Origin of the sequence: Streptomyces kronopolitis (genome assembly GCF_014646275.1) — a bacterium.
In the GTDB taxonomy this organism is placed as follows: domain Bacteria; phylum Actinomycetota; class Actinomycetes; order Streptomycetales; family Streptomycetaceae; genus Streptomyces; species Streptomyces kronopolitis.
On record NZ_BMND01000004.1, the window covers coordinates 241,418 to 267,052 of the forward strand.

Annotated in this window: 21 protein-coding genes; 7 read left to right on the forward strand and 14 right to left on the reverse strand. The window is 69.2% G+C overall.

Annotation, left to right across the window (positions count from 1 at the left end; all coding sequences use genetic code 11):
- Positions 1-17: 17 nt before the first annotated feature.
- From IEY78_RS07250 to IEY78_RS07270, 5 genes are all read right to left on the reverse strand, one after another.
- On the reverse strand, positions 18-959 hold the full coding sequence (locus IEY78_RS07250; protein ID WP_189096742.1) for an RsmA family anti-sigma factor: 942 nt from the start codon (positions 957-959) through the stop codon (positions 18-20).
- Positions 956-1,639, reverse strand: coding sequence for an RNA polymerase sigma factor SigM (gene sigM, locus IEY78_RS07255; protein ID WP_189096743.1), 684 nt, complete (start codon positions 1,637-1,639; stop codon positions 956-958). Before sigM ends, IEY78_RS07250 begins: the two co-directional genes overlap by 4 nt.
- 190 nt (positions 1,640-1,829) lie before the next feature.
- On the reverse strand, positions 1,830-3,542 hold the full coding sequence (locus IEY78_RS07260) for a protein kinase family protein (RefSeq protein ID WP_189096744.1): 1,713 nt from the start codon (positions 3,540-3,542) through the stop codon (positions 1,830-1,832).
- Between the two features lie 107 nt (positions 3,543-3,649).
- Entirely contained in the window at positions 3,650-5,833 is a 2,184-nt protein-coding gene (gene murJ, locus IEY78_RS07265; RefSeq protein ID WP_189096745.1) for a murein biosynthesis integral membrane protein MurJ, read from the reverse strand.
- A gap of 46 nt (positions 5,834-5,879) precedes the next feature.
- Positions 5,880-8,135, reverse strand: a complete 2,256-nt coding sequence (locus IEY78_RS07270) for a DUF6049 family protein (protein WP_229699752.1) — start codon at positions 8,133-8,135, stop codon at positions 5,880-5,882.
- A 251-nt stretch (positions 8,136-8,386) separates the two neighbouring features.
- Between IEY78_RS07270 and IEY78_RS07275 the strand changes: the two genes are divergently transcribed.
- Positions 8,387-9,862 carry a CCA tRNA nucleotidyltransferase gene (locus IEY78_RS07275; RefSeq protein ID WP_189096746.1) on the forward strand — a complete coding sequence of 492 codons (1,476 nt, stop codon included), beginning with the start codon at positions 8,387-8,389 and terminating at the stop codon, positions 9,860-9,862.
- Positions 9,863-9,973: 111 nt separating this feature from the next.
- Here the strand turns inward: IEY78_RS07275 and IEY78_RS07280 are convergent, their stop codons facing one another.
- The 4 genes from IEY78_RS07280 to IEY78_RS07295 all read right to left on the reverse strand — a co-directional run bounded on the left by IEY78_RS07280 (position 9,974) and on the right by IEY78_RS07295 (position 13,815).
- Positions 9,974-10,561, reverse strand: a complete 588-nt coding sequence (locus tag IEY78_RS07280; protein ID WP_189096747.1) for an LppU/SCO3897 family protein — start codon at positions 10,559-10,561, stop codon at positions 9,974-9,976.
- A gap of 87 nt (positions 10,562-10,648) precedes the next feature.
- Positions 10,649-11,929, reverse strand: a complete 1,281-nt coding sequence (locus tag IEY78_RS07285) for an MFS transporter (RefSeq protein WP_189096748.1) — start codon at positions 11,927-11,929, stop codon at positions 10,649-10,651.
- Between the two features lie 76 nt (positions 11,930-12,005).
- Entirely contained in the window at positions 12,006-13,088 is a 1,083-nt protein-coding gene (locus IEY78_RS07290; protein ID WP_189096749.1) for an inositol-3-phosphate synthase, read from the reverse strand.
- Positions 13,089-13,134: 46 nt separating this feature from the next.
- Positions 13,135-13,815 (reverse strand): PadR family transcriptional regulator, encoded by a 681-nt coding sequence (locus IEY78_RS07295; RefSeq protein WP_189096750.1) that lies wholly within the window; start codon positions 13,813-13,815, stop codon positions 13,135-13,137.
- 360 nt (positions 13,816-14,175) lie between these two features.
- Here IEY78_RS07295 and IEY78_RS07300 point away from each other — a divergent pair, with 360 nt between their 5' ends.
- Together IEY78_RS07300 and IEY78_RS07305 are read left to right on the forward strand one after the other, a co-directional pair.
- On the forward strand, positions 14,176-16,842 hold the full coding sequence (locus IEY78_RS07300; RefSeq protein WP_373294077.1) for a transglycosylase domain-containing protein: 2,667 nt from the start codon (positions 14,176-14,178) through the stop codon (positions 16,840-16,842).
- Between the two features lie 132 nt (positions 16,843-16,974).
- Positions 16,975-18,456 carry a glycosyltransferase family 87 protein gene (locus tag IEY78_RS07305; protein ID WP_189096752.1) on the forward strand — a complete coding sequence of 494 codons (1,482 nt, stop codon included), beginning with the start codon at positions 16,975-16,977 and terminating at the stop codon, positions 18,454-18,456.
- Between the two features lie 96 nt (positions 18,457-18,552).
- Here the strand turns inward: IEY78_RS07305 and IEY78_RS07310 are convergent, their stop codons facing one another.
- From IEY78_RS07310 to IEY78_RS07320, 3 genes are all read right to left on the reverse strand, one after another.
- Positions 18,553-19,584 (reverse strand): alanine racemase, encoded by a 1,032-nt coding sequence (locus IEY78_RS07310; protein ID WP_189096753.1) that lies wholly within the window; start codon positions 19,582-19,584, stop codon positions 18,553-18,555.
- Positions 19,585-19,649: 65 nt separating this feature from the next.
- Positions 19,650-20,768 carry a lipid II:glycine glycyltransferase FemX gene (locus tag IEY78_RS07315; protein ID WP_189096754.1) on the reverse strand — a complete coding sequence of 373 codons (1,119 nt, stop codon included), beginning with the start codon at positions 20,766-20,768 and terminating at the stop codon, positions 19,650-19,652.
- A gap of 144 nt (positions 20,769-20,912) precedes the next feature.
- Positions 20,913-21,227: a hypothetical protein gene (locus IEY78_RS07320; protein WP_189096755.1), complete on the reverse strand. Its 315-nt coding sequence runs from the start codon at positions 21,225-21,227 to the stop codon at positions 20,913-20,915.
- A 229-nt stretch (positions 21,228-21,456) separates the two neighbouring features.
- Between IEY78_RS07320 and rpsF the strand changes: the two genes are divergently transcribed.
- From rpsF to rplI, 4 genes are all read left to right on the forward strand, one after another.
- Positions 21,457-21,747 (forward strand): 30S ribosomal protein S6, encoded by a 291-nt coding sequence (gene rpsF / locus IEY78_RS07325; RefSeq protein ID WP_006604399.1) that lies wholly within the window; start codon positions 21,457-21,459, stop codon positions 21,745-21,747.
- Positions 21,748-21,828: 81 nt separating this feature from the next.
- Complete coding sequence (locus tag IEY78_RS07330) at positions 21,829-22,425, forward strand: single-stranded DNA-binding protein (RefSeq protein ID WP_189096756.1); 597 nt, start codon at positions 21,829-21,831, stop codon at positions 22,423-22,425.
- Positions 22,426-22,538: 113 nt separating this feature from the next.
- A complete protein-coding gene (rpsR, locus tag IEY78_RS07335; RefSeq protein ID WP_003978893.1) occupies positions 22,539-22,775 on the forward strand; it encodes a 30S ribosomal protein S18 in 237 nt (78 codons plus the stop codon).
- Positions 22,776-22,793: 18 nt separating this feature from the next.
- A complete protein-coding gene (rplI, locus tag IEY78_RS07340) occupies positions 22,794-23,240 on the forward strand; it encodes a 50S ribosomal protein L9 (RefSeq protein ID WP_189096757.1) in 447 nt (148 codons plus the stop codon).
- Between the two features lie 112 nt (positions 23,241-23,352).
- Here rplI and IEY78_RS07345 read toward each other — a convergent pair whose 3' ends face one another.
- Positions 23,353-24,231 (reverse strand): trypsin-like serine peptidase, encoded by an 879-nt coding sequence (locus tag IEY78_RS07345; protein ID WP_189096758.1) that lies wholly within the window; start codon positions 24,229-24,231, stop codon positions 23,353-23,355.
- A 42-nt stretch (positions 24,232-24,273) separates the two neighbouring features.
- On the reverse strand, positions 24,274-25,611 hold the full coding sequence (locus IEY78_RS07350; RefSeq protein WP_189096759.1) for an MATE family efflux transporter: 1,338 nt from the start codon (positions 25,609-25,611) through the stop codon (positions 24,274-24,276).
- Positions 25,612-25,635 lie beyond the last annotated feature (24 nt).

Here is a 25,635-nt window from a genome sequence, read left to right on the forward strand (position 1 = left end):
AGCGCACGTCTCGTCGCTCAGTCTCGCTGGTACGAGTGCGTCAGCAGGACCTTCCCGGGAGCGGGCGGGGCGGCGGAGACACACGAGGACGCGATGACATAGGCGGAGACGCGCTGTGGGTCACTCGGGTCCGGCAGCACCACGAGGTAGGCGTCCTTGCCCTGATAGCGGGTGTGGCTGGAGGCGAGCGGTGCTTCCGGACGCCCGATCCCCTGGCGTACGCACGACGGAATGGTGCTGGCAGTGCCACGCAGCGGGCTGTCGGGGGAGCTGCGGGCGCCGACGTCCGGCGTCTTGTGGGAGCCCTTGGACGCGAGCAGCTGCTGGACGTGGGAGCCGAGGCTGGCTGCGGTCAGCTCGCCTGCGGCTGCGGTGCTCTTCTCCGTGCTCGCATCCCGGTGAGGGGCGCTTGCCTGCGTACCGTCGCCGGCGGCGTTCTGGAGGAGCAGACCACCAAAGCTGAGGACCGCCGCGGCCGCGGCGGTACCGAGCAGGATCCGGGGCCAGCGCCGCGCGCGGGACGAGCGGCCGCCCGGCGACTGCCGGCCCGGGCCGGAGGAGCCGCGGGGACGCCCCGCGGGCCGGGTGGACGCGCCGCGGCTGGGCGGCTCGTCCTTGGTTTCACGTGAAACGGTGATCGGTGCGGTGACTGTTTCACGTGAAACAGTCACCCCGCCGGCGGGAGTGGTGGCATCCAGCAGCGCCTCGGCCGCGAGGGCGGCATCGATGCGGCCGGCAACGTCGGCCGGCATCCGCGCCGGGCCGGGGAGTGTGCCGAGGAGCGCCCGGATCTCCTCCAGGGAGGCATAGACGTCCTCGCACAGCACGCAGGTGGCGAGATGGTGGCGCAGCTCCGCGGTGCGCGTGGGGGACAGCAGTCCGTCCGTGAGCTCGGAGATCTCGGAGACCTCCGGATGGTCACCCGTGGGGTGCTCCCCCGTGCCGGTAGTCGATGTCACGCTCGCCCACCTCCGCCCTTCACGGCACCTTTGTCCTTCGGTCCTGCCGTCGGTGGGACGGATGTCCCCTGCGCCCGGTTCCTTCCCCGGCCCGCGGGTTCGCTACCCCCGTCGTCGGTGCGCAGATGGGTGACCAAAGGCAGGAGCCGAGCACGGCCCCGTGCGCAGCGGCTCTTCACCGTTCCCGTCGGGATATCGAGGATCTCCGCGGCCTCGGCCACGGGGTATCCCTGCATATCGACGAGGACCAGAGCGGCACGCTGTTCCTCGGGAAGGGTGCGCAGGGCGCCGAGCAGTTCGCGGTGCAGGTCCTTGCGCTCGGCGGGTGCCGCCGCGGATTCCTCCGGTTCGAGAAGCTGCTCCAGCCGCTCGGTCTCGGCGACCGGCGAGGTGCGCCGTGAGGTGGCCTTACGGGCTCGGTCGAGGCAGGCATTGACCGTGATGCGGTGCAGCCAGGTGGTGACGGCGGACTGGCCGCGGAAGGTATGGGCCGCGCGATAGGCGGACACCAAGGCGTCCTGCACGGCGTCGGCGGCCTCTTCGCGGTCGCCCAGAGTGCGCAGCGCCACCGCCCAGAGCCGGTCGCGATGGCGGCGGACGATCTCCCCGAAGGCATCGGGGTCGCCGTCGACGTGGAGGCTGAGGAGGTCTTGATCGCTGCGGTCGTCCAGCGAGCTCATGAAAGGACCCCCCTCCCTTTGGGACTGACGTGATCTCACCAAGATCGTTCCTCGGTCGCAAGGCCCGGCGCATAGCTTATGGCACTGCTTCTGCCCCGTCTGAGGCCATAAAGCATTCCGGCGCCGAACCTCATGGGTTCGGCGCCGGTCTCTGCGCAGTCAGTGGATCGTCGGCCGGGTCACCGGCGGCTCAGCCGGTGACCTTCACATCGGAGATTCCGCCGCGGAACCAGTCCGCTTCGCCGTCACTGGGCAGCTCGGTGATGTGGATCAGGAGGTACCGGGTCTTCACCGGCTTGTCCGGCTTCACCGTGAGCTTGTCCCCGGCCTTCGACGACTTCGAGAGCCGCTGGGAGAAGTCACTGAGCGAGGTCGGATTCGACGCGGAGGGGGCGGCGGCCAGAACCTCCGTGGTCTGTCCCGGGCGGTACATGCTGACCTGCACGCCGGCCACGTCTTTGGCACTGCCGAGGTCTATGACGATGCCGCTGCCGTCCTTGCGGTTCGGGAGGTTCCCGAAGTTCGGCCACCCCTTGAACCGCTTGGTGACCCACGCGGTCGACGGATCGCCGTCCGCCGCGGCGGACGCCTTGTCCTCGGAGAAGGCCTCCCCCAGCGGAGAGAACTCCGTGGCGCCGGCGATCGACAGCGGCTTCGCGGGCTTCTTCTTGGAGCCCTGCTGCGGCTGGGAGTTCTGCGTCTTGTCCTGGTCGTTCTCCCGCTTCAGCAGGGTGTCCGCCAGCTGCCAGCTGCCCAGGCCCAGCGCCGCGATGAGCAGCGCGGAGACGGACCACTTCAGCGCCCGGCCGGTGCGGCTCTGCAGCGGCGGCGGAGGCGTGGCCACAGGCTGCGTCTGGCGGACGGAGGGGCCGCTGTGGGCCGACGCCTGCCGGTGGCTGCCCTGCTGGTACCCCGTGCGCTGGTAGGGCGGGGGCGTGGCGAAAGCGGTCTCCGGCGGCCGGATGCGCGGCATGGCGGCGACGGCCGCGGCCAGTTCCTCGGGAGTGGTGCACGGCGGTTCCTGGCGGGAGGCCGTGGCGCCGTCGTTGATCAGCGCGCGCATGGCGAGCTCCGACAGCCCGCGGTGCACGCCGGCACGCACCTGGTCCGGCGCGATGAGCCCGACGCCCTTCGGCAGGCCGGTGAGGCCATGGGCGTCGTTCTCGTACGGCCAGCGCTGGGTCAGCGCGGCGTAGAGGAGCGCGCCGATCGCCTCGGTGTCCGTGCGCTGCGGGTGCTCGCAGGTGATGCCGCGCAGCGCCGCCATGACGGCCAGGCCACGGATGCGGTACTGCCCGGACTCCGTGCGCAGCACCGAGCCGGGGGTGATCCGCAGATGGGACAGCCCCTCGCGGTGTGCGGCGGCCATGGCCTGGGAGACCTGGCTGACGAGCTGGTAGGCGTCGTGCGGCTCCAGCGGGCCGTTGGCCAGCACCGTGGTGAGCTCGGTGGCGTCCGGCAGCCATTCGTGGACGACGTAGACGAGGTCGTTCTCCTCGACGGCGTCCAGGACCTGCACGAACCGGGGGTCACCGAGCAGTGCCGAGGAACGGGCGGCGGACAGCACCGGCCGGGCCCGCGGGTGCTCGGCGGGCAGAATGTGCACGCCGACGGCGCGGCGCAGCTTCTCGTCGACCGCGCGCCAGCTGCTGAATCCGTCCAGACGGGTGACGCACTCCTCGAGGCGATAGCGTCTGGCAAGCTTGTGGCCGCTGTGCAGTTCCGGTGGCTGGGCTTCGATCGCCTCGGCACGCTCCTCAGGGGTGCCTGCGGCGTCGTTTTCCCCGCCGGATACCTTCTCGGCCTTAGCACCGTCGTCCGTGGCCTTACCCGCCTTGGCGGTCGGCGGTTCTTCACCGCTCGTGTCAGCCACGTCGACGGCAGCCGTGCTCCGTTCCGCCACCGTCGTTCCTGCCTCCCCATCCGTTGCAGGCTCAATGAGCCAAGACAATTGTGCCCACAGTCCGCCACTATGCACGACACACGGTGGCAGTCGATGGTTGTGCTCCCTCAGCGCCCCAGCTTCGACCGGACCATGCCGACCAGGGCGTTCAGTTCCTCGATGCGCATTTTGCGTGCGGCGACGTAGAACACCGCCAGCAGCGCGGCAGCGCCGACGATCAGGGCGGACAGCGAGCCGAGGACCCCGCTGCCCAGTGTCTGCATGATGCCGTAGACCGCCGCCCCGGAGATGATCGTGGCCGGGATGCTCGCGCCGGCCAGCCGCGCATAGGTCCGGACGACGTGCGCCGTGTCGAGATCGCCGTCCATGCGCTTGCCCAGACGCCGCCAGGCCACGCCCACGCCGATGATGTACGCCAGGCCGTAGGAGGCCGCCATGCCGACCACGGCCCAGCGGGCCGGCAGGACCAGGAAGCACAGGGCGGAGGCGGCGGCGTTGACCGCGGCGACGATCACCGTGTTGTAGAAGGGGGTGCGGGTGTCCTCGTACGCGTAGAAGGCGCGCAGGACGACGTACTGCACCGAGAACGGGATCAGCCCCACACCGAAGGCCATCAGCATGTAACCCATCGGGATCCCGGCGCCGGACGAGCCGTAGACCAGCGTGCAGAGCGGGATGCCGAGGGAGAGGAAGCCGAACGAGATCGGGACGATGGCGACGGCGGAGGTGCGCAGGCCCTGCGACATGTCGTCGCGGACGGCTCCGGTGTCACCGTCGTGCGCGGACCGTGCCAGACGCGGCAGCAGCGCCGCCATCACGGAGACGGTGATGATCGCCTGCGGCATGTTCCAGATGAGCTGGGCGCTGGCGTACGAGATGAAGCCGGTGCCCGGGTGCCCCTGCTGGTCGGCGGTCTTTCCGGCCCAGGTGGAGAGCTGGGTGACGACGAGGACGCCCGCCTGGTTGGCGAGCACGAACAGCACGGTCCACTTGGCGAGCTTGGCGGCCTTGCCCAGGCCGTGGCCGCGCCAGTCGAACCGCAGCCGGAGCCTGAAGTCCGCGTCGCGGAGGTACGGGATCATGGCCAGCGCCTGGACCACGAGCCCGAGGAGGGTGCCGATGCCCAGGAGCCGGATGCCCTCGTCGGGGATGGTGGTCACGCCGATGTGCGAGGTCTTCGCCGTGCCGTAGACCCAGATGAACAGGCCGAAGGTGGCGATCATGACGATGTTGTTGAGGACCGGGGTCCACATCATCGCGCCGAAGCGGCCGCGGGCGTTGAGGATCTGCCCCATCACCACGTGCAGACCCATGAAGAAGATCGTGGGCACGCAGTAGCGGGTGAACGCGACCGCGACCTCGTTGGCCGCCGGATCGCGGGAGATGTCGAAGGAGACCAGTTTCACCAGGAGCGGCGCGGCCACGACGGCCAGCACGGTCAGCACGCCGAGGACCACGACGACCAGCGTCAGCAGCCGGTTCGCGTAGGCCTCGCCGCCGTCGTCGTCCTCCTTCATCGCGCGCACCAGCTGCGGCACGAAGACGGAGTTCAGACCGCCGCCGATGGTCAGGATGAAGATCATGGTCGGGAGCTGGTAGGCGACCTGCCAGGAGTCACCGAGGACCGCGCCGCCGAGCGCCGCGACGATCAGCGCCGAGCGGACGAAGCCCGTCAGACGGGACACCATCGTGCCGGCGGCCATCACCGCGCTGGACTTGAGCAGGCCGGAGGCGCGGCCACCGGACGGCTTGCCGGCCGCCGCCACGGGGGCGGGCTCCGGCTCCGGCACGGGCTGCTGCGGTACGGCCTCAGGGCCCGGAGCCGCGGGGGCGGCGGGGTGCTGGGACTCGTAGTGCTGCTGGTCGCGGTAGAGATGCGCGAAGGCGTCCGGCTCGGGAGCGTCCTGGGCGGCCTGGGTCATCAGGTCGTCGACGCCCATGGACTGGGTGGTCGCGGCGGCGTCGGCGTACGGGAGACCGCGGCCGGGGCCCTGCGGCTCGGACGGCGGAGGGGAGGCCCACCGCTGCTGATCGGGGGCGTGCCGGCCGGCGGCAGGCTGCGGGTAGAGCGGCTGCGTGGGCTGGTCCTGCGGCGGGTGCGCGGCGCGGTCGTGGAACGCCTCGGCCACCGGGTCCCGTGTCGTCGGGTCCTGTGCGCGGTGTGGATCGTTGCGGTAGGCGTCCTGGACGTAGGGGTCCTGGTCCGCGGGCAACGGGGGCGTCGGAGGGACCGGCCCGTTGGGGTCGCCATTGGCGCCCCGGCCCCGGTCACCGTCGTACGGCGCATTCATCGCTGCCCCACCTCATCCGTCGCCGGCCATCCGGCCCCGCCATCTATCAACGGTCCACTTTCTCACCTGAGCCGGACGGGTCGGAGCTTTCCGAACCGGTGTCCGGCGTGGGGTCACTCGGCTGCTCGGGCTGGTCGCCGTCGGTGCCGCCGTTGTCGCCGTCCGTGCCTGAATCGCCGTCGGTGCCGTCTCCGTCGGTCCCGTCCTCGGCCCGCCGGCCGGCCGCCCGCTTGCGCTGGAGGTAGATCCGGACGCCGGCGAGGACGAGCAGCAGCACGCCGCCCGCGATGACGAGCATCACCGTCGCGGTGATCTCCGTGACGTTCACCTGGAACGTCATGGGGTCACCGTAGGGCTTTCCGTCCGAGGTGTAGAGCTGGGCGGTCACCCACGCCCGGCCGTTCGCGTTCGCGGTGGTGTCGAACTTGAAGGACTGGCTGTGCCCGCCGTCCACCGTGATCGTCTGCGTCTTCCCCGCGTCCAGTCGGTTGGGCTGCGAGGAGGTCAGCTTCAGCTTCATGTCCCTGACGCCCTGGACCAGGTTGTTCTGGACCGTCACCGGAATGGTGGCGCTGCGCCCGGAGAGCGTGGCCTCCGACTTCTGGATCAGGTGCACCTTCTTGGTCAGGCCGTCGAGATAGCTGCGCACCGAGTGGCGGAACGCCTTGGCACCGGTGGGATTGCCCCGCCACTGCGTCGACATCTCCCGCATTATGGCGTTGCCGAACGGCGTCACCACGCGCTCCGGGTGGGCCAGGATCACCTGGTAGTCGTCCAGCGCGTCCTGGGTGCCCTGGATCTGCCGGAAGGCATCGGTGGGGAGCTCCTTCCGGCGCAGCGAGGACGGGTAGGAGCTGCCGCTGGGGACGTGGCGGGTGGCCGCGCGGTCGGGCTTGGCCTTGGCGGCGCCGCCAAGGCTCAGCGGCTGGGTCCAGCGGCCGGACTGCTTGAGGTCCCGCAGCGCGGTGGCCATCGCCTGGGCCTGGCTGACCGTGGGCATGCGCTGCGGTGCGACGACGACGCTGCGCTGCCGACCGGGGTCCTCAAGGTTGATCATCTCGGTCTGGGCGAGGAACTCCTGGACCGCGTGGGCGGTGTTTCCCGCCTTCGACATATCGCCTTCGAAGGCCCGCGAGAGCTGCGCGTCCGCGACGACGGCGGTGTTGCCGCCGCCGATGGGCCGGGCGGCCGTCGGCGTGTAGGACAGCCCGCCCGCCTCGCGGAGGCTGTCGCTGCGGGTGATCACGTTGTGTGCGCCGGCCGAGGTCGCGACATCGACGATGGAGGAGTCGATCGCGCCGTCCACGGGCCAGGCGAAGTCCGTGCGCGGTTTGACGCCGAGGATCGTGTCCACGGTCTTGTCGGCGAGGTCGGTGGCCGGACCGAGGTGGCTGAGCGCGCTGGGCACGCCCTTGCCGTGGTGGGCCAGCGAGGCCAGGTCGGGGTCGGCGAAGGGCAGCGCGACCACCTCGTGCGTCTTGGCCGCTTCCTCGAGCTCGTGCAGCCACTGCTTGGCGACCGCCTGGTTCTTGCCCATGGGCCCGTCCGGCCCGTCCACCCGGTACGACTTGGTCATCGCGTCGACCGTCGCGAGCAGGTCGGGGTCGACGACGAAGGTCACCGGGAGGTTCTTGGCGAGCGAGACCATCTGCTGCAGCCGGCCACCGGGTGCGAGCTCGGCGGCGAGGTCGTCATCGCGGAAGACCGGTGTCTGCTGGGCGTCGGCGTCGGTCTCCGCGGTGAGGTGCGTGGAGGAGATCAGCGGCCACATGTACGTGAGCTGCGTCTTCTTCGCGCTGTCGGACTCCTGCCAGGGGAGGAACGTCCGGTCGAAACCGAGGATCTGCCCGTACGGCGCGGCGGCGGAGCGCCCTGACAGAGAGATGCCGAGCTGGTACACCCCGTCCTTGGTGAGATCGAGGTCCTTGACCGGGACGCTGAGGCTGAAGGGCTGGCTGACGCCGGGCTCCAGCTTGTCGATCTTCTCCGTGTGCCCCTTGACCGCTTCGCCGTCCGCGCCCGCCAGATAGCCGGTGCGGCGGGAGAGGCTCTCGATGGAGCTGCGGCCGCCGATCGCGCTGCCGCGGTGCATGGCGACCTTGGCGTCGGTGATCGTGCTGCGGCCGTCGTTGATCAGCGTGCCGGAGACGGTGACCGTGTCGCCCTCGGACGGCGTGGGCGGGGACATGGAGTCGATCGTCACATCGACCGTGCGGGAGCCAGTGGGGGCCGCCTGAGCGGTGGAAGCGTGCGGCACCTGGAGCAGCCCCACGAGAAGGAGCACCCCAGTGAGCAGTGTCACAGTCCTTCGCAGCCATCGACCACGCGGCCGTTCAGTCGCCTGGAACCCTGCCGCCTCGGCCACGCGCTAGCCCGTCCCTCGTCGTCGTCTGTGGTCGTTCGGAATGTGCGTCCACGAATGGTAACGAGGTGCGCCGGGCCGGAGTGCCAGGGACTGCTCCACATGATGGCGGCGCAGCGGGTGGTGCGCCCCGCCTGTCCCCTTTATTACGTGACGCCTGGGGGCTGCGCGGCCACGTACCCTGGTTTGTTGTGCCGAACGCCAACAATGACCTCCCCGCCCCGCTCTCCGAGCGGACCCCGCAGTCGACGAACGCGCTGAACCACGTCCAGCGTCGTGCCGTGAGCGAGCTGCTGCGGGTGTCCCCCGTCGCGGATGACCTGGCCCGTCGATTCCAGGAGGCCGGGTTCACGCTTGCCCTGGTCGGAGGCTCGGTCCGGGACGCACTGCTGGGCCGGCTCGGCAATGACCTCGACTTCACCACCGATGCCCGCCCCGAGGACGTCCTCAAGATCGTCCGGCCCTGGGCCGACGCGGTCTGGGAGGTCGGTATCGCCTTCGGGACGGTCGGCTGCAAGAAGGACTCGTTCGACATCGAGGTCACGACCTACCGCTCCGAGGCATACGACCGGACCTCCCGCAAGCCGGAGGTGTCGTACGGGGACTCCATCGAGCAGGATCTGGCCCGCCGGGACTTCACGGTGAACGCCATGGCGGTGCTGCTGCCGCAGAAGGAGTTCGTCGACCCGCACGACGGCCTGGAGGACCTGGCGGCGCGCGTCCTGCGGACGCCGGGGACCCCGCAGGAGTCGTTCTCCGACGATCCGCTGCGGATGATGCGCGCGGCCCGCTTCGCCGCTCAGCTGGACTTCGAGGTTGCACCCGAGGTCATCGCCGCGATGAAGGCGATGTCGGAGCGCATCGAGATCGTCTCCGCTGAGCGTGTGCGGGACGAACTGAACAAGCTGATCCGCGCGCCGCATCCGCGCGAGGGACTGCGGCTGCTCGTCGATTCGGGTCTGGCCGCCCAGGTGCTGCCCGAGCTGCCCGCGCTGCGGCTGGAGAGTGACGAGCATCACCGTCACAAGGACGTCTACGAGCATTCGCTGACGGTCCTGGAGCAGGCGATCGACCTCGAGGAGGACGGTCCCGATCTCGTGCTGCGGCTGGCGGCCCTGCTGCACGACATCGGCAAGCCCAGGACGCGCCGGTTCGAGCAGGACGGCCGGGTCTCCTTCCACCACCACGAGGTGGTGGGCGCGAAGATGACCAAGAAGCGGATGACCGCGCTGAAGTACTCCAACGACATGATCAAGGACGTCTCGCGGCTGGTGGAGCTCCACCTGCGCTTCCACGGCTACGGGACGGGCGAGTGGACGGATTCGGCGGTCCGCCGGTACGTGCGGGACGCCGGTCCGCAGCTGGAGCGGCTGCACAAGCTCACGCGCTCGGACTGCACCACCCGCAACAAGCGCAAGGCCGGTGCCCTGTCCCGCGCCTACGACGGGCTCGAGGAGCGCATCGCGCGGCTCCAGGAACAGGAAGAGCTCGAAGCGATCCGCCCTGATCTGGACGGCAACGAGATCATGCAGATCCTGGGCATGCGCCCGGGGCCCGAGGTCGGCAAGGCGTACCAGCAGATGCTGGAGCTCCGGCTGGAGCACGGCCCCATGGACCGCGAGGCGGCCATCGCCGCGTTGAAGGACTGGTGGGCCACCCAGAGCTGATGTTTCACGTGAAACGCGCGGTCGACCCGCGGCCATGTTTCACGTGAAACGAGGAGGAGCGGTGTTTCACGTGAAACACCGCTCCTCGTCTTTCCGGCGCCGCCGGGCCGGTTACTTCGCGGCGGTCAGACAGAGCACCATCGCGGTGTCGGCACGCCGGCGACGGTGCGTTTCCTTGACGTAGGCCGGCTGACTCGCGGGGCACACGGAGGTGTCCGTGGTGCCGTCGTGTACGGCGGTCACCTTGTACTGGGCCTTCGAGGTCCCGCAGTCGACCACCTCAAGGCCGTCATCGAGCGAGCTGCTGGACTTGTGCACGCAGTCGCCGACCTCGGCGGACTCCGCGTCGTCCATGCTGCTGATCCAGGCGACCGCGATGAGGACCAGCCCGATGACGAGCCCGATGCCCCGCAGAACGGTCCTGGCGGAACGCTTGGCGGGCCGCGGCGGCGGTGCGGGAGGTGCGCCCTGTAGGAACGGCTGCTGCGGGGCCATGGGGTAGTCGGGCTGCGGCTGCTGCCCGTAGGGAGCCTGCGGCTGCGCGGGCTGGCCGTAGCCACCCTGCGGCGGAACGTAGGAGGGGTGCGGCGTCGGCGCCTGCGGATAGGGACTCTGCCCGTAGGGCGGCTGTCCATAGGGCTGCTGCCCGTACGGCGCCTGGCCGTACGGATGCGCGCCCTGATGGGGCGGCGTGGTCATGGATCCCCCGGTTTTGATGCGTCAGGCGTGTGCAGGACGCCCGTAAGGTATCGGGGTCCGCGATACCTGCCGCAGAAGCCGAGGGGTTCACCGCGCGAGGGAGGGCCGCTCACCCCGGCCGAAGCGGACCACCATCACCGCCACCAGCGCGTACAGCACGGTCACCACGCCCAGTAGCGCGACGGACCGTCCGTCCGGAGGCAGCATGAGCGCGGCGACGGCGGCGGCGCCGACGAAGGCGACGTTGAACAGGACGTCGTACAGGGCGAATACCCGGCCGCGGAAGGCGTCGTCGACGGAGGACTGCACGATGGTGTCCGTCGAGATCTTGGTCCCTTGGGTGCTGAGGCCGAGCACGAACGCGGCCGCCAGCATCGGGCCCGGCGTGAAGAACAGCCCCAGGGTCGGCACCAGCACGGCGCCCAGGGCGGCACAGCAGACGATCCAGCCGAACGCGGTGAGCCGTGTGACGGCCCAGGGGGTGACGACAGCGGCGGTGAAGAACCCTCCGCCGGACACCGCGAGGGTGATTCCGAGCAGTGCCAGGCCCTCGGACGCGGTGTCGGACCAGGAGTACCGGCACAGCATCAGCACCATGACCGTCAGGGCTCCGTAGCAGAACCGGATCAGGGTCATCGCGGTCAGCGCGCGCGCCGCGGTGCGCCGCTCGGCGAGATGGCGCAGCCCCTCCGCGAGACCGCGCACCGTGCTCAACAGGGCTTCCCGCAGGTGGGGTTGGAGGCGGGCGGCATCCGGTCCGAGAAGTTGCGGGGCCATCCGCAGCGAGGTGAGGGCCGAGCAGAAGTAGAGGGCCGCGGCGAGGAGTACGACGAACGCGTCCACATCCGGGCCAACCAGCCGGATGGCGAAGGCGAGCCCGCCGCCGGCCGTCGCGGCGAGCGTCCCGGCAGTGGGGGCAAGGGAGTTGGCCATGACCAGCTGCTGCTCGCCGTTGACCACTCTGGGGAGCGCGGCCGAGAGGCCGGCCAGGACGAAGCGGTTCACGGCCGTCACGGACAGGGCCGAGGCGTAGAACAGCCAGTCCGGGACCCTGGAGGCGACCAGCGCCGCGGTCACCATGGCCAGCACGGTCCGCAGCAGGTTGCCGTACAGCAGGACCTGGCGGCGTCGCCAGCGGTCGAGGAGGACACCGGTGAACGGCCCGAGGAGGGAGTACGGCAGCAGCAGGATCGCCATGGCGGAGGCGATGGCCGCAGGTGAGGCCTGTTTCTCGGGCGAGAAGACGACGAACGTCGCGAGGGCGACCTGGAACACTCCGTCGGCCGCCTGCGACAGGAGCCGTGCGGCGAGGAGCGAACGGAAGTCGCGTAGCCGGAGTAAGACGGACAGGGCGCGCACCGCATGCATGAGGCACAGCCTCACACAGCCCGCAGGCCCCCGGGTGGAATAACCGGGGGCCTGCGGGGGAGAGGCGTCGGGCGTCTCAGCGCTCGACCTCGCCGTTGATGAACTTCTCGACGTTCTCTCGTGCCTCGTCGTCGAAGTACTGCACCGGCGGCGACTTCATGAAGTACGAGGACGCGGAGAGGATCGGGCCACCGATTCCCCGGTCCTTGGCGATCTTCGCGGCGCGCAGGGCGTCGATGATGACACCCGCGGAGTTCGGGGAGTCCCACACCTCGAGCTTGTACTCCAGGTTCAGCGGCACGTCGCCGAAGGCGCGGCCCTCGAGCCGGACGTAGGCCCACTTGCGGTCGTCCAGCCAGGCCACGTAGTCCGAGGGGCCGATGTGGACGTTGTCCTCGCCCAGTTCGCGGTCCCGGATCTGGGAGGTGACGGCCTGCGTCTTGGAGATCTTCTTGGACTCCAGGCGCTCGCGCTCGAGCATGTTCTTGAAGTCCATGTTGCCGCCGACGTTCAGCTGCATCGTGCGGTCCAGGATGACGCCCCGGTCCTCGAAGAGCTTGGCCATCACGCGGTGCGTGATCGTGGCACCGACCTGCGACTTGATGTCGTCACCGACGATCGGGACACCGGCCTCGGTGAACTTGTCCGCCCACTCCTTGGTGCCGGCGATGAAGACCGGGAGGGCGTTGACGAAGCCGACCTTGGCGTCGATGGCGCACTGCGCGTAGAACTTCGCCGCGTCCTCGGAGCCGACGGGGAGGTAGCAGACCAGGACGTCGACCTGCTTGTCCTTGAGGACCTGGACGACGTCGACCGGGGCCTCGGTGGACTCCTCGATGGTCTGGCGGTAGTACTTGCCCAGGCCGTCGTGGGTGTGGCCGCGCTGGACCTTCACGCCGGCGTTCGGCACGTCGCAGATCTTGATGGTGTTGTTCTCGCTGGCGCCGATGGCGTCCGAGAGGTCGAGCCCGACCTTCTTGGCGTCGACGTCGAAGGCGGCCACGAACTCGACGTCACGCACGTGGTACTCGCCGAACTGCACGTGCATGAGGCCGGGCACGCGGCTCTTCGGGTCGGCGTCCTTGTAGTACTCGACGCCCTGTACCAGCGAGGCGGCGCAGTTGCCCACGCCGACGATGGCTACGCGAACCGAACCCATTCCGGTTGCTCCCTGTGATCTCGATGAGGCTCCGCACGGCGGAACCTCATGTGGTGGTGTCATCGGACGGATCCGGCCGGGTACCACCCCGGTGCCGGGGCAGGCCGCCCGTATCTCCTGACTGGTGGTTGCGCTCCTGTGCTGCGGAACCCGGTGCGCGCTGATCGCGCCCGGCACGCTCACTCTCGATGAGCTCGTTCAGCCAGCGGACTTCGCGCTCCACGGACTCCATGCCGTGCCGCTGCAGCTCGAGGGTGTAGTCGTCCAGCCGGTCGCGGGACCTGGCCAGGGAGGTGCGCATCCGCTCGAGGCGCTCCTCCAGTCGGCTGCGGCGCCCTTCCAGCACGCGCATCCGCACGTCGCGCGACGTCTGGCCGAAAAACGCGAAGCGGACGCCGAAGTGCTCGTCCTCCCAGGCGTCCGGCCCGGAGTGCGCGAGCAGCTCCTCGAAGTGCTCTTTGCCCGCTGCGGTCAATCGGTAGACGATCTTGGCTCGGCGCCCTGTCAGCGCCGCGGCCGGTACACCCTCCGCAGCGCCCTCCGTCTCCTCGATGAGCCAGCCGTTGGCGACCAGCGCCTTGAGGCAGGGGTAGAGGGTGCCGTAGCTGAACGCACGGAAGACCCCGAGCGAGGTATTGAGCCGTTTCCGCAGCTCATAGCCGTGCATCGGGGATTCGCGGAGCAGGCCGAGGACGGCGAACTCAAGGATGCCGGAACGTCTGCTCATCCTCCGCCTCCCTGGTCTGTGCGTTCTTTATGTCGCGCTGATGTATCGACTCGATACATCCAGACGATAGAACGGTCGCCGGGGCGGAACAAGAGGGGGAATGGTGAACGGCGTCACATCACCGATTCGTGCTACTCAACCTGACTGATTTGGAGTGAATTTCAACACTGGGCAGGTTTTGGTCGTGCGTAGTCTGTGCGGCATGCAGACTGCCGGGAACCGTGGGCCTATATCTGACGTCCCCGTCCTCGGTGTAGTGCGGCTCGAACCTAGGAGCGAGCCGCACATCCGGGGGGACCTGAAGACAACTGCCGCCTTCAGGCGACGAGATAGCGCGCCTGCCCGAGGAGTATTCGTTCCATGAGCGAGCACCGTCGCAAACCGCCACAGCCGCAGAGTGGCGGACGTGCCGCGGCCCGACGCGCCGCACAGCAGCCACCGGGGCGCCGAGGCGCCCCTTCGCGTGGCTCGGCTGCCAGTTCTGCCTCCCCCTCCGAGTCGTACGGTCCCGAGCCGCGGCAGGGCGGGCGAGCCGAGGCCCGCAGAGCCGCCCAGCGCGGGCGTCGAAGGGCGTCCGAGGCCTCCGATACGGCCTCCGGTGACGGTGCCGGCGGTCGTGGTCGCGGCGGCGGAGGCCGGCGCGGTGGTGGTGGCGGAGGAGGCCCCGAGGGCCGCGGTCGCGGCGGCGGGAAGCCGGCCAAGAAGCGACTGATCGACTATCCGCGTGCCCACCGCGCCGGGTGGCGGCGCTTCGTGCCGTCCTGGAAGCAGGTCGCCACCCTCAGCGTCGGTTTCATAGGGCTGATCGTCGGCGTTTCCGGAGTCGCGCTGGCCGTGGTGCAGGTTCCCGACGAGAGCCTGGCCGCCAAGTCGCAGAACAACGTCTATCTCTGGGCCAATGGCAAGGTCATGGCGCGCGACGGAGAGACGAACCGGCAGAACGTCACGATCAATGAAATTCCGCGTTCGATGCAGAATGCGGCGATTTCCGCGGAGAATGCCTCGTTCCGTACGGACTCGGGCGTGGACCCGATGGGTATCGCGCGTGCCGTGTTCAACATGGCCAAGGGCGGCGAGACCCAGGGCGGATCGACGATCACCCAGCAGTATGTGAAGAACGCGATGCTGAGCCAGCAGCAGACCCTGGACCGCAAGTTCAAGGAACTGTTCATCGCGATCAAGGTCGGCTGGTCGAAGAACAAGGACCAGATCCTTCAGGGATACCTCAACACCAGCTACTACGGCCGCGGCGCCTACGGCATCCAGGCGGCGGCTCAGGCGTACTACGGCGTGGACGCCGACAAGCTGAAGCCGGACCAGAGCGCCTTCCTGGCCACTGTGCTCAAGGGCGCGGACCTGTACGACCCCGCGGGCGGTACCAGCCCGGGAGCCACCCGGGCGGCGAACACCAAGCGTGCCGAGGCGCGCTGGTCCTGGATCCTCGACCGCGAGGTCGACAACCACCTCATGCCGAAGGCGCAGCGGGACTCCTACCGCGGGAAGTTCCCCAAGCCGAAGCTGCCGAAGCCGGTCGCCAGCAAGAGTGGCCAGATCGGCTACATGATGGACACCGCGAAGAAGTACGTGCTCAAGCACTCCGGGCTCAGTGAGGCGCGGTTCGACAAGGGCGGCTACACGATCCGGACGACCTTTGACGAGAAGCGGACCAATCAGCTGGAGACCGCGGTCAAGAAGGTCGACAAGCGGTACATCGATCCCAAGAAGCGCGCGAAGGACAAATACGTCCAGTTCGGCGGGGCCTCGGTGGTACCGGGCGACGGCAAGATCGTCGCCCTGTACGGCGGCGAGGGCTACGACAAGGGCCACTTCAGCAACAACGCCGACACCTTCGGTGTGCCGGTCGGCTCGACCTGGAAGCCGTTCGTGCTCGCGGCGTCGATGAAGTACGGAACGGCCAAGAGCCAGGGCCAGCCGATCTCACCGGACAGCCGGTACAACGGTGATGACCACCTCAAGGTGAAGGACGCGCAGGGCAATTTCGTTCGCAAGCGGGACAACTCGGTCTTCTATCAGGAGAACGAGAGCAACCACCCCTGGGGCTACATTCCCTTGACCAAGGCGATGGAGCAGTCCGTCAACACCCCGTTCGTGCAGCTCGGCATGGACGTCGGGATGAGCAAGGTCCGGGACATGGCCCAGGCGGCGGGCATCGCGCCGGCCAGCTTCGACAAGAACCTGAACCCGTCCTTCGCGCTGGGCACCTCCACGCCGAGCGCGATCCGGATGGCCGACGCCTATGCCACGTTCGCCGCTTCGGGAACGAAGGTCGAGCCGTATTCGGTGACCAAGGTGACGTTCGAGGGCGAGGACCTGAAGGGCTTCGACAAGCCCACGCCCGAGACCGGCATGGATTCCAACATCGCCAACAACGTGACCAAGGTGCTGAAGAACGTCATCCAGAACGGCACCGCGAAGGAAGCCAGGCGGCTGGGTATGCCGGCCGCGGGCAAGACCGGTACCACCGATGAGAACAAGTCGGCCTGGTTCGTCGGCTACACCAAGCAGCTGTCGACGTCCGTCACGATGTTCCGTGAGGACGCCCAGAACCCGCGCCAGCTGTCCATGAACGGTGTCGGTGGCTTCGACTCGATCCACGGTGGTGCGCTGCCCACCGAGGTGTGGACCGAGTACATGCTGCAGGCGATGAAGGGCGTCACGCCGGTGGACTTCCAGCCCGCCACGCCCATCGGGGACCGGGTGGACGAGGACGGCATGCCGACTCCGACGCCGACCCCCACGCCGTCGGACACGCCGTCGAGCAGTCCGTCGGATACGCCCAGCAAGTCCGCTCCCCCGACGAACTCTCCCAGCCCCAGCCCCTCGGACTCCTGCTCTCCCTGGGACATCAACTGCAAGAACAGCGGTGGCGCCGGTAACGGCGGCGGAGGCAACGGAGGCGCGAACGGTGGGCCCGGTGGACCGGGCGGTGGCACCGGAGGCACCACTCCGACGCCCGACCCGACGGACGCGACCGGTGGTGGCTGGTTCGGTGGCCCGACCGGTTGATGAGCACCGACCGTTTCACGTGAAACGCTGACGGTTTCACGTGAAACACCGGGAGCCACGAAGCCCCCGCCCGGATTGTCCGGGCGGGGGCTTCGCCGTCTTCGCCACAAGGTCGTACGGCAGGATGGGGCCATGACGAGCGTGCGGCGGGACGAGTCGGTGCGGCCGACGGAGCGGGATGAGGTGGCGGCGGCCGGCAGCGAGCTGATCGGAGGACCGATCGGCCGGCACGCACTGCTCGGAACGAGTTGGCTGACGCCGGTACGCGTCATCGCGCTGGTCGCCCTCGGCATGTTCGCGCTCGGCATGGTGCAGAAGCTCCCGTGCTACAACGGCGGCTGGTTCTTCGGCGCCACGAGCCAGTACATCCACGCCTGCTACTCCGACATCCCCCACCTCTACGCGGGGCGGGGATTCGCCGACGGGCTGATCCCGTACTTCGACCGGCTGCCCGGCGACATGGAGTATCTCGAGTACCCGGTGCTCACCGGTGTCTTCATGGAGGTCGCCTCCTGGATGACCCCGCACTCGGGCGGCATCCAGCAGCGCGAACAGGTCTACTGGCTGGTCAACGCCGGCATGCTGATGATCTGCGCCGTCGTGGTCGCCGTATGCGTGACCCGCACCCACCGGCGGCGCCCCTGGGACGGACTCCTCGTCGCCCTGGCGCCCGCCGCCGCCCTCACCGCCACCATCAACTGGGACCTTCTGGCGATCGCCCTGACCGCCGCGGGGATGCTGATGTGGTCCCGCAGCCGCCCGCTGGCGGCCGGTGTCCTGATCGGGCTGGCCACCGCGGCGAAGCTGTATCCCGTGCTGCTGCTGGGCCCCCTGCTGGTGCTGTGCTGGCGTGCGGGAGCCTGGCGCGCGTATCGGAAGGCGCTGACCGGCGCCGTGGTGGCGTGGCTGGTCGTGAACCTCCCGGTGATGATCACGCACGATGCCGCGGGATTCCACATCCGGGAGGGCTGGGCGAAGTTCTACACGTTCAGCCAGGAGAGGCCCATCGACTTCGGCTCGGTCTGGCTGCTGATCTCGCAGCGCACCGGGAACCCGCTGGAGAACGCCAATACCTACGCCACGCTGCTGATGATCCTCGGCTGCGCCGGCATCGGCCTGCTGACCCTCTACGCACCGCGCCGGCCGCGCTTCGCCCAGCTGGCGTTCCTGGTCGTCGCGCTGTTCATCCTCACCAACAAGGTCTACTCGCCGCAGTACGTCCTGTGGCTGATCCCGCTCGCCGCGCTGGCCCGGCCGCGCTGGCGGGACTTCCTGATCTGGCAGGCCTGCGAGGTCATGTACTTCCTGGGGATCTGGATGTACCTCGCCTACACGGGCAACGGCGACAAGCACCAGGGGCTGCCCACGGAGGGGTACCAACTGGCCATCGCCCTGCACCTGTTGGGCACGCTCTACCTGTGCGCCGTGGTGGTACGGGACATCTGGCTGCCCGAGCGCGATGTGGTCCGCAGGGACGGGGACGACGACCCCTCGGGCGGTGTCCTGGACCGCAGCGCCGATGTGTTCGTGCTCGGGCCGACACACCACGTGCCCCGGCACGCGGTGCACTTCGAGGCGGCGCCACGGGTGCGCTGGGGCGCCGTACGGGAATGAGCCGGAAGCCGGCCGAAGAGCGCGCCGAGGGCCCGGTGCCGCAGGAGATGTCTGCGGCACCGGGCCCTCGGTCCGTCCGGAGCGGGCCCGTCCGGCTCAGCGGTCCATGAGGCGGTCGTACTGCGTGGTGGTGTGCCGCAGATGGGCCACCAGCTCCTCGCCGACCTGCGGCTGCGGGGCATCCGCCGGTACGAACAGGATCGACACCTGCATGTGCGGGGGCTCCGCGAACCAGCGCTGCTTCCCGGCCCACACATAGGGCGCGAGATTGCGGTTGACGGTGGCCAGGCCGGCCCGCGCCACGCCCTTGGCGCGCGGCATCACGCCGTGCAGCGCCTTGGGCGACTCCAGGCCGACGCCGTGCGAGGTGCCACCGGCGACCACGACCAGGTAGCCGTCGGAGGCCGCCTTCTGCTGGCGGTAGCCGAAGCGCTCGCCCTTGGCGATCCGGGTGACATCGAGCACCGAACCGCGGTACTCGGTGGCCTCGTGGTCGCCCAGCCACAGCCGGGTACCGATCCGCGCGCGGAACCGCGTCTGCGGGAACTGCTGCTGGAGACGGGCGAGTTCATCGGCCTTGAGGTGGCTGACGAACATGGTGTGCAGGGGCAGGCGGGCGGCACGCAGCCGGTCCATCCAGCCGATGACCTCCTCGACCGCGTCCGACCCGTCGGTGCGGTCCAGGGGCAGGTGGATCGCGAAGCCCTCGAGCCGGACGTCCTCGATGGCGGTGGCGAGCTTCGGCAGGTCCTCCGGCTTGACGCCGTGGCGCTTCATGCTGCTCATGACCTCGATGACCACGCGGGCGCCGACCAGGCCACCGACGCCCTCGACGGAGGAGACCGAGCGGATCGCCCGGTCGGGCAGCGGCACCGGCTCCTCGCCGTGGCGGAACGGCGTCAGGACGAGCAGGTCGCCGCTGAAGAAGTCCTTGATACGGGCCGCCTCGTAGGTGGTCCCGACCGCGAGGATGTCGGCACCCAGGCGGGTCGCCTCGTCGGCGAGGCGCTCATGGCCGAAGCCGTAGCCGTTGCCCTTGCAGACCGGGACGAGCCCGGGGAACTGCTGGAGAACGCTCTGCTGATGCGCCCGCCAGCGCGCGGTGTCGACGTAGAGGGTGAGCGCCATGGCCGGGCCCGGAACCTTTCTCGTAGCTGCGGTGTGTCAGAGGTACAACGGTGCGGTGAAGCGGATCAGCGGCGTGCCATGTACATATCGAACGCCTTGTGCAGGAGCTTGTTGAGCGGGAAGTCCCACTCGCCGAGGTACTCAGCTGCCTGCCCGCCCGTGCCGACCTTGAACTGGATCAGGCCGAAGAGGTGGTCGTTCTCGTCCAGCGAGTCGCTGATGCCGCGGAGGTCGTAGACCGAGGCGCCGAGCGCGTAGGAGTCCTGGAGCATCCGCCACTGCATGGCGTTCGAGGGGCGGACCTCGCGGCCGATGTTGTCGGAGGCGCCGTAGGAGTACCAGACGTGCCCGCCGACCACGAGCATCGTCGCCGCGGAAAGGTTCACGCCGTTGTGGCGCGCGAAGTAGAGCCGCATGCGGTTGGGGTCCTCGGAGTTGAGGGCCGTCCACATGCGCTGGAAGTAGCTGAGCGGCCGCGGCCGGAACTGGTCACGCACCGCGGTGATCTCGTAGAGGCGCTGCCATTCGGCCAGATCGTCGTAGCCGCCCTGGACGACCTCGACGCCGGCCTTCTCGGCCTTCTTGATGTTGCGGCGCCACAGCTGGTTGAAGCCCTTGTGGACCTCCTCCAGCGAACGGTCGGCCAGCGGCACCTGGAAGACGTAGCGGGGCTGCACGTCGGCGAAGCCGGCGCCGCCGTCCTCCCCCTGCTGCCAGCCCATGCGGCGCAGCTTGTCGGCCACCTCGAAGGCGCGCGGCTCGATGTGCGTCGCCTCGACGTCGCGCAGACGCTTCACGTCCGGGTTCTGGATGCCGGCCTTGATCGCCTGGGCGTCCCAGCGGCGGATGATGACCGGCGGGCCCATCTTCACCGTGAAGGCACCCTGCTGCTTGAGATGCCGCAGCATCGGCTGCAGCCAGTCCTCCAGGTTCGGCGAGTGCCAGTTGATGACCGGGCCCTCGGGGAGGTACGCCAGGTAGAGCTTGACCTTGGGGACCTGGCGGTAGAGCACCAGTCCCGCGCCGACCATCTCGCCGCTCGCGTCGAACCAGCCCAGGCTCTCCGCCCGCCATTCGGCCTTCACGTCCGCCCAGGCCGGAACCTGCATGTGGCTTGCCGCGGGCAGGCTCTGGATATATGCCAGATGCTGCTCACGGCTGATGGTCCTCAGGGTCAGGCTCATGCGGGGCGCTCCTCGGCAGGTGTGTCCCCATGGTCGGGGCTCCGGCTCTCGCGCCGAAGCCTACTGTGACCGTGGAGCGCCCCGACTGGGCCGTACGGCCACGGACCCCATATGCCGCACAGCTCAGGGGCCCGTACGACGTCGCTAGCCGATCACGCCGCCGAAAAGTCCGCCGTGTGCCAGGCCGAGATAGAAGCCGACGGCCGAGGCCCCGAGACCGATGATCAACAGGAAGCGTTCGCCCGTCGTCGAGGAGATGAACTGGCCCCACAGGCCGGTGCCGATTCCGATCAGGCCGACCCAGGAACTGATGAGGTGCAGGCTGGGAGAGAGCGTGGTGAAGACGGCGATCGCGCCGAATACCACGGTCACGATCGCGAGCGTGTTCTCGACGGGATGGTCCTTGCCGTCGCTGTTGAGCAGCGAGAGCAGATTGCGCTGGGTCCTTGCCTGTGCCATGCGGCACCTCCGATGACAGGGCGGCGCACTGTAACGCCGCTCACACCCGTTGTGTTCCAGATTGGGGGGTGTACCGGCCGGATTTCAACCGGAAGGCTCCAGGCAGGTACTGTGTACGGTCTGCGCCTATGTCTGTCCGGATGGCCGGTCGGACCGGGCGCGGAAACGCATACGACCCTCCTGCCACGGAACGACCGTGGCCGCTGAGTCCAAAGGAGGTGGGTTCCACATGCGTCACTACGAGGTGATGGTCATCCTCGACCCCGATCTCGAGGAGCGCGCTGTCTCCCCGCTGATCGAGAACTTCCTCTCCGTCGTCCGTGAGGGCAACGGAAAGGTCGAGAAGGTCGACACCTGGGGCCGTCGTCGTCTCTCGTACGAGATCAAGAAGAAGCCCGAGGGCATCTACTCGGTCATCGACCTGCAGGCCGAGCCTGCGGTCGTCAAGGAGCTCGACCGTCAGATGAACCTGAACGAGTCGGTCCTCCGGACCAAGGTTCTCCGTCCCGAGACCCACTGAGCGCGACAGCGCCAGCGGTAACCGGGTCCGAGTAGCAGCAACACCAGCAGCCAGCAGCACACCCGCCGAGAGGTTCCCCTAATGGCAGGCGAGACCGTCATCACGGTTGTCGGCAATCTTGTCGACGACCCCGAGCTGCGCTTCACCCCGTCCGGTGCGGCGGTCGCGAAGTTCCGCGTCGCGTCCACTCCCCGCACCTTCGACCGCCAGACCAATGAGTGGAAGGACGGCGAGAGCCTGTTCCTCACCTGCTCGGTGTGGCGTCAGGCGGCCGAGAACGTCGCCGAGTCCCTGACGCGGGGTACTCGCGTGGTCGTCCAGGGCCGCCTCAAGCAGCGGTCGTACGAGGACCGCGAGGGCGTGAAGCGCACGGTCTACGAGCTCGACGTCGAGGAAGTGGGCGCGAGCCTGAAGAACGCCACGGCCAAGATCACCAAGACCAGCGGTCGCGGTGGCCAGGGCGGCGGCGGCTTCGGCGGCGGTCAGCAGGGCGGTGGCCAGGGTGGCGGCGGTTGGGGCGGCGGCCCCGGCGGCGGCCAGCAGCAGGGCGGCGGCGGTGCTCCCGCCGACGACCCGTGGGCGACCAGCGGCCCGGCCGGCGGCGGTCAGCAGGGTGGCGGCGGCGGTGGCTGGGGCGGTAGCTCCGGCGGTGGCTACTCGGACGAGCCGCCCTTCTAGGTCCGTGCAGCCGGTCCGACCCGCGCTGTTTCACGTGAAACAGCGCTGCGGAACGGCCGGGGGCCTGGACGAGGGCGTCAGCACAAACTTCTTGAACTCATTGGAGAGAGATAATGGCGAAGCCGCCTGCTCGCAAGCCTAAGAAGAAGGTTTGCGTGTTCTGCAAGGAGAAGATCTCCTACGTGGACTACAAGGACACGAACCTGCTGCGGAAGTTCATTTCCGACCGCGGCAAGATCCGTGCCCGCCGGGTCACCGGCAACTGCACCCAGCACCAGCGTGACGTCGCCACGGCCGTGAAGAACAGCCGTGAGATGGCGCTGCTGCCCTACACGTCCACCGCGCGATAAGGGAAGGGTGACCGAATCATGAAGATCATCCTCACCCACGAGGTCTCCGGCCTCGGCACCGCCGGCGACGTCGTTGACGTCAAGGACGGGTACGCCCGCAACTACCTGGTTCCGCGTGGTTTCGCGATCCGCTGGACCAAGGGTGGCGAGAAGGACGTCGAGCAGATCCGTCGCGGTCGCAAGATCCGCGAGATCGCCACGATCGAGCAGGCCAACGAGGTCAAGGGCCGGCTCGAGGGCGTCAACGTGAAGCTGGCCGTGCGTGCCGGCGACGCGGGTCGCCTGTTCGGCTCCATCACCCCGGCCGACGTCGCCTCGGCGATCAAGGCTGCCGGTGGTCCGGACGTCGACAAGCGCCGTGTCGAGATCGGCTCGCCGATCAAGACCCTGGGCGCGCACCAGATCTCCGTGCGTCTGCACGCCGAGGTCGTCGCGAAGCTCGGCGTCGAGGTCGTCGCCGCGTAATCGCAGTACCGCGCCGAAGGGCCGCATCCCGTCACCGGGGTGCGGCCCTTCGCCGTGTCCGGGGTCGTCCCCCGGCTCGGCCGTCGTGGGGTGGCCGGCTCGGAGCCCGCCGTTAGTCCTCGTCCTGGGCGCGCTTGTACAGCTTGGCGATGTCCTCGTCGAAGTACGCGGCGTAGGAGACATCGTCCTCGTCGCCGCCGCCTTCGTGGCCGCCCAGGACGCCGATGACCGTGCCGGTGTGGCTCTTGGGGTCGTAGTCGGCCAGCCAGGGGCTGCCGCTCGTGCCGCCCTCGAAGTCGGTGCACTGGATGCGCAACTGGGTGTCGCTGAACTTCGTGGTGCGGTTCTGGCAGGAGATCGGCGTATTGCGGCTGGTGGGATAGCCGGTGATCTTCACTTCGTTGTCGAAGCCACGGTCTATGCCGAGGGTGTTGCCGCCCAGGACGTCCTGGATCTGCTTGCCGTTCTTCTTGTCGAGCACCAGGAAGGCGACGTCGTAGTCCTCGTCCTGCGACTTGGCCCAGTGGTCGTCGACGATCACCTTCTTGACCTTCCACAGGCCCGTGGGCTCGTCGCCGTTGCGGTAGTCCGGGGCGAAGACCAGATCGTCGACCGTGCTGCCGGCGTCGCTGTCGAAGGCACAGTGCGCCGCGGTGATGAGCATGTTCCTGGCCGGGCTCTGCACCACGCTCGCGGTGCAGAAGTGATCGCCGGAGTCGTCCTTCTCGAAGACCGCGCCGACCCGCGCGTTCTGCTCGGTCCGGCGCGGGGTGTACGCATTGCCGTCATCGGCCGGGGCCGTCGCCTTGGGGTCCTGGTCCTGTGGGTCCTGGCTGCCCTCGCCGGACTTGCCGAAGCTGCTGCGGCCGCCGCTGTTTCCGCTGCTGATGCCGGTGACGCCGGATTCTTCCGTGGCGTAGCCCACCACGGCAGCAGCCAGCATGACGACGAACGTCAGCGGCAGCACGGACTTCCTGGCAAGCGAGCGCACAGGGTCATTATTGACACGCGCTGCGTGCAAACGGGAGGTGCATCAACGGGAGGCTCCCGTCACAATCCACCGTCCGGAGCGCGTGCGCAGCCACAGGGTCAGCAGACGCACGGTCATCATCAGGGTCATTGCCCACCACAGTGTGACAAGTCCGCCGCCGAGGGCCGGTACGGCCAGTGCGACCGGTGCGAACAGGGCCAGCGTCACGACCATGGCCCGGGCGAGATACGGGCCGTCCCCCGCGCCCATCAGCACGCCGTCGAGGATGAAGACGACGCCGGAGACCGGCTGGGTCACGGCCACGACCAGGAGCGTGGCCAGCAGCGGCCCCTCCACGGCGGGGTCGGAGGTGAACAGGGGGATGAACAGCGGACGGGCGAATGCGACCAGCAGGCCGAGCACCAGGCCGGCGGCGATGCCCCACTGGACCATCCGGCGGCAGGCGGCCCGGGCGCCGTCGCGGTCCCCCGCCCCGAGGTAGCGGCCTATGATGGCCTGCCCGGCGATGGCGATCGCGTCCAGCGCGAAGGCCAGCAGGGACCACAGCGTGAGCACGATCTGGTGGGCGGCGACCTCGGCGTCGCCGAGCCGGGCGGCGACGGCGGTGGCGATCATCAGCACGGCGCGCAGCGAGAGCGTCCGGACCAGCAGCGGGACCCCGGCCTGAGCCGAGGCGCGGATCCCCGCGGCGTCGGGACGCAGCGAGGCACCGTGCCGCCGTGCACCGCGGACGACGACGATGAGGTAGACCGCGGCCATGCCGCACTGGGCGATGACCGTGCCCCAGGCCGAACCCGCGATGCCGAGGCCGGCACCGTAGACCAGGCCGATGTTGAGCGCGGCGTTGAGGGAGAAACCGCCGATGGCGACGTAGAGCGGGGTCCGGGTGTCCTGGAGGCCGCGCAGCACTCCGGTGGCGGCCAGCACGACGAGCATCGCGGGGATGCCCAGCGCGCTGATCCGCAGATAGGTCGTGGCGTACGGGGCGGCGGTGCCGGAGGCGCCGAAGGCCTCGACGAGCCAGGGGGCGCCGGGCAGCACGGCCGCGATCACGACGGCGCCGAGCAGCAGCGCGAGCCAGATGCCGTCCATGCCCTGGCGGATGGCGGCGGGGAGATCGCCGGCGCCGACCCTGCGGGCGACCGCCGCGGTGGTGGCGTAGGCGAGGAAGACGAAGACGGAGACGGCGGTGGTCAGCAGGGCGGCGGCGATGCCGAGGCCGGCGAGCTGGGGGGTGCCGAGGTGGCCGATGACGGCGCTGTCGGCCATGACGAAGAGCGGTTCCGCGACCAGTGCGCCGAAGGCCGGCAGGGCGAGGGCGATGATCTCGCGGTCATGGCGGCGGACGGTGCGCCGCGGTGTCGCGGGAGCCTGTGTCATGCGGTCAATCTAATCTTCCACAGG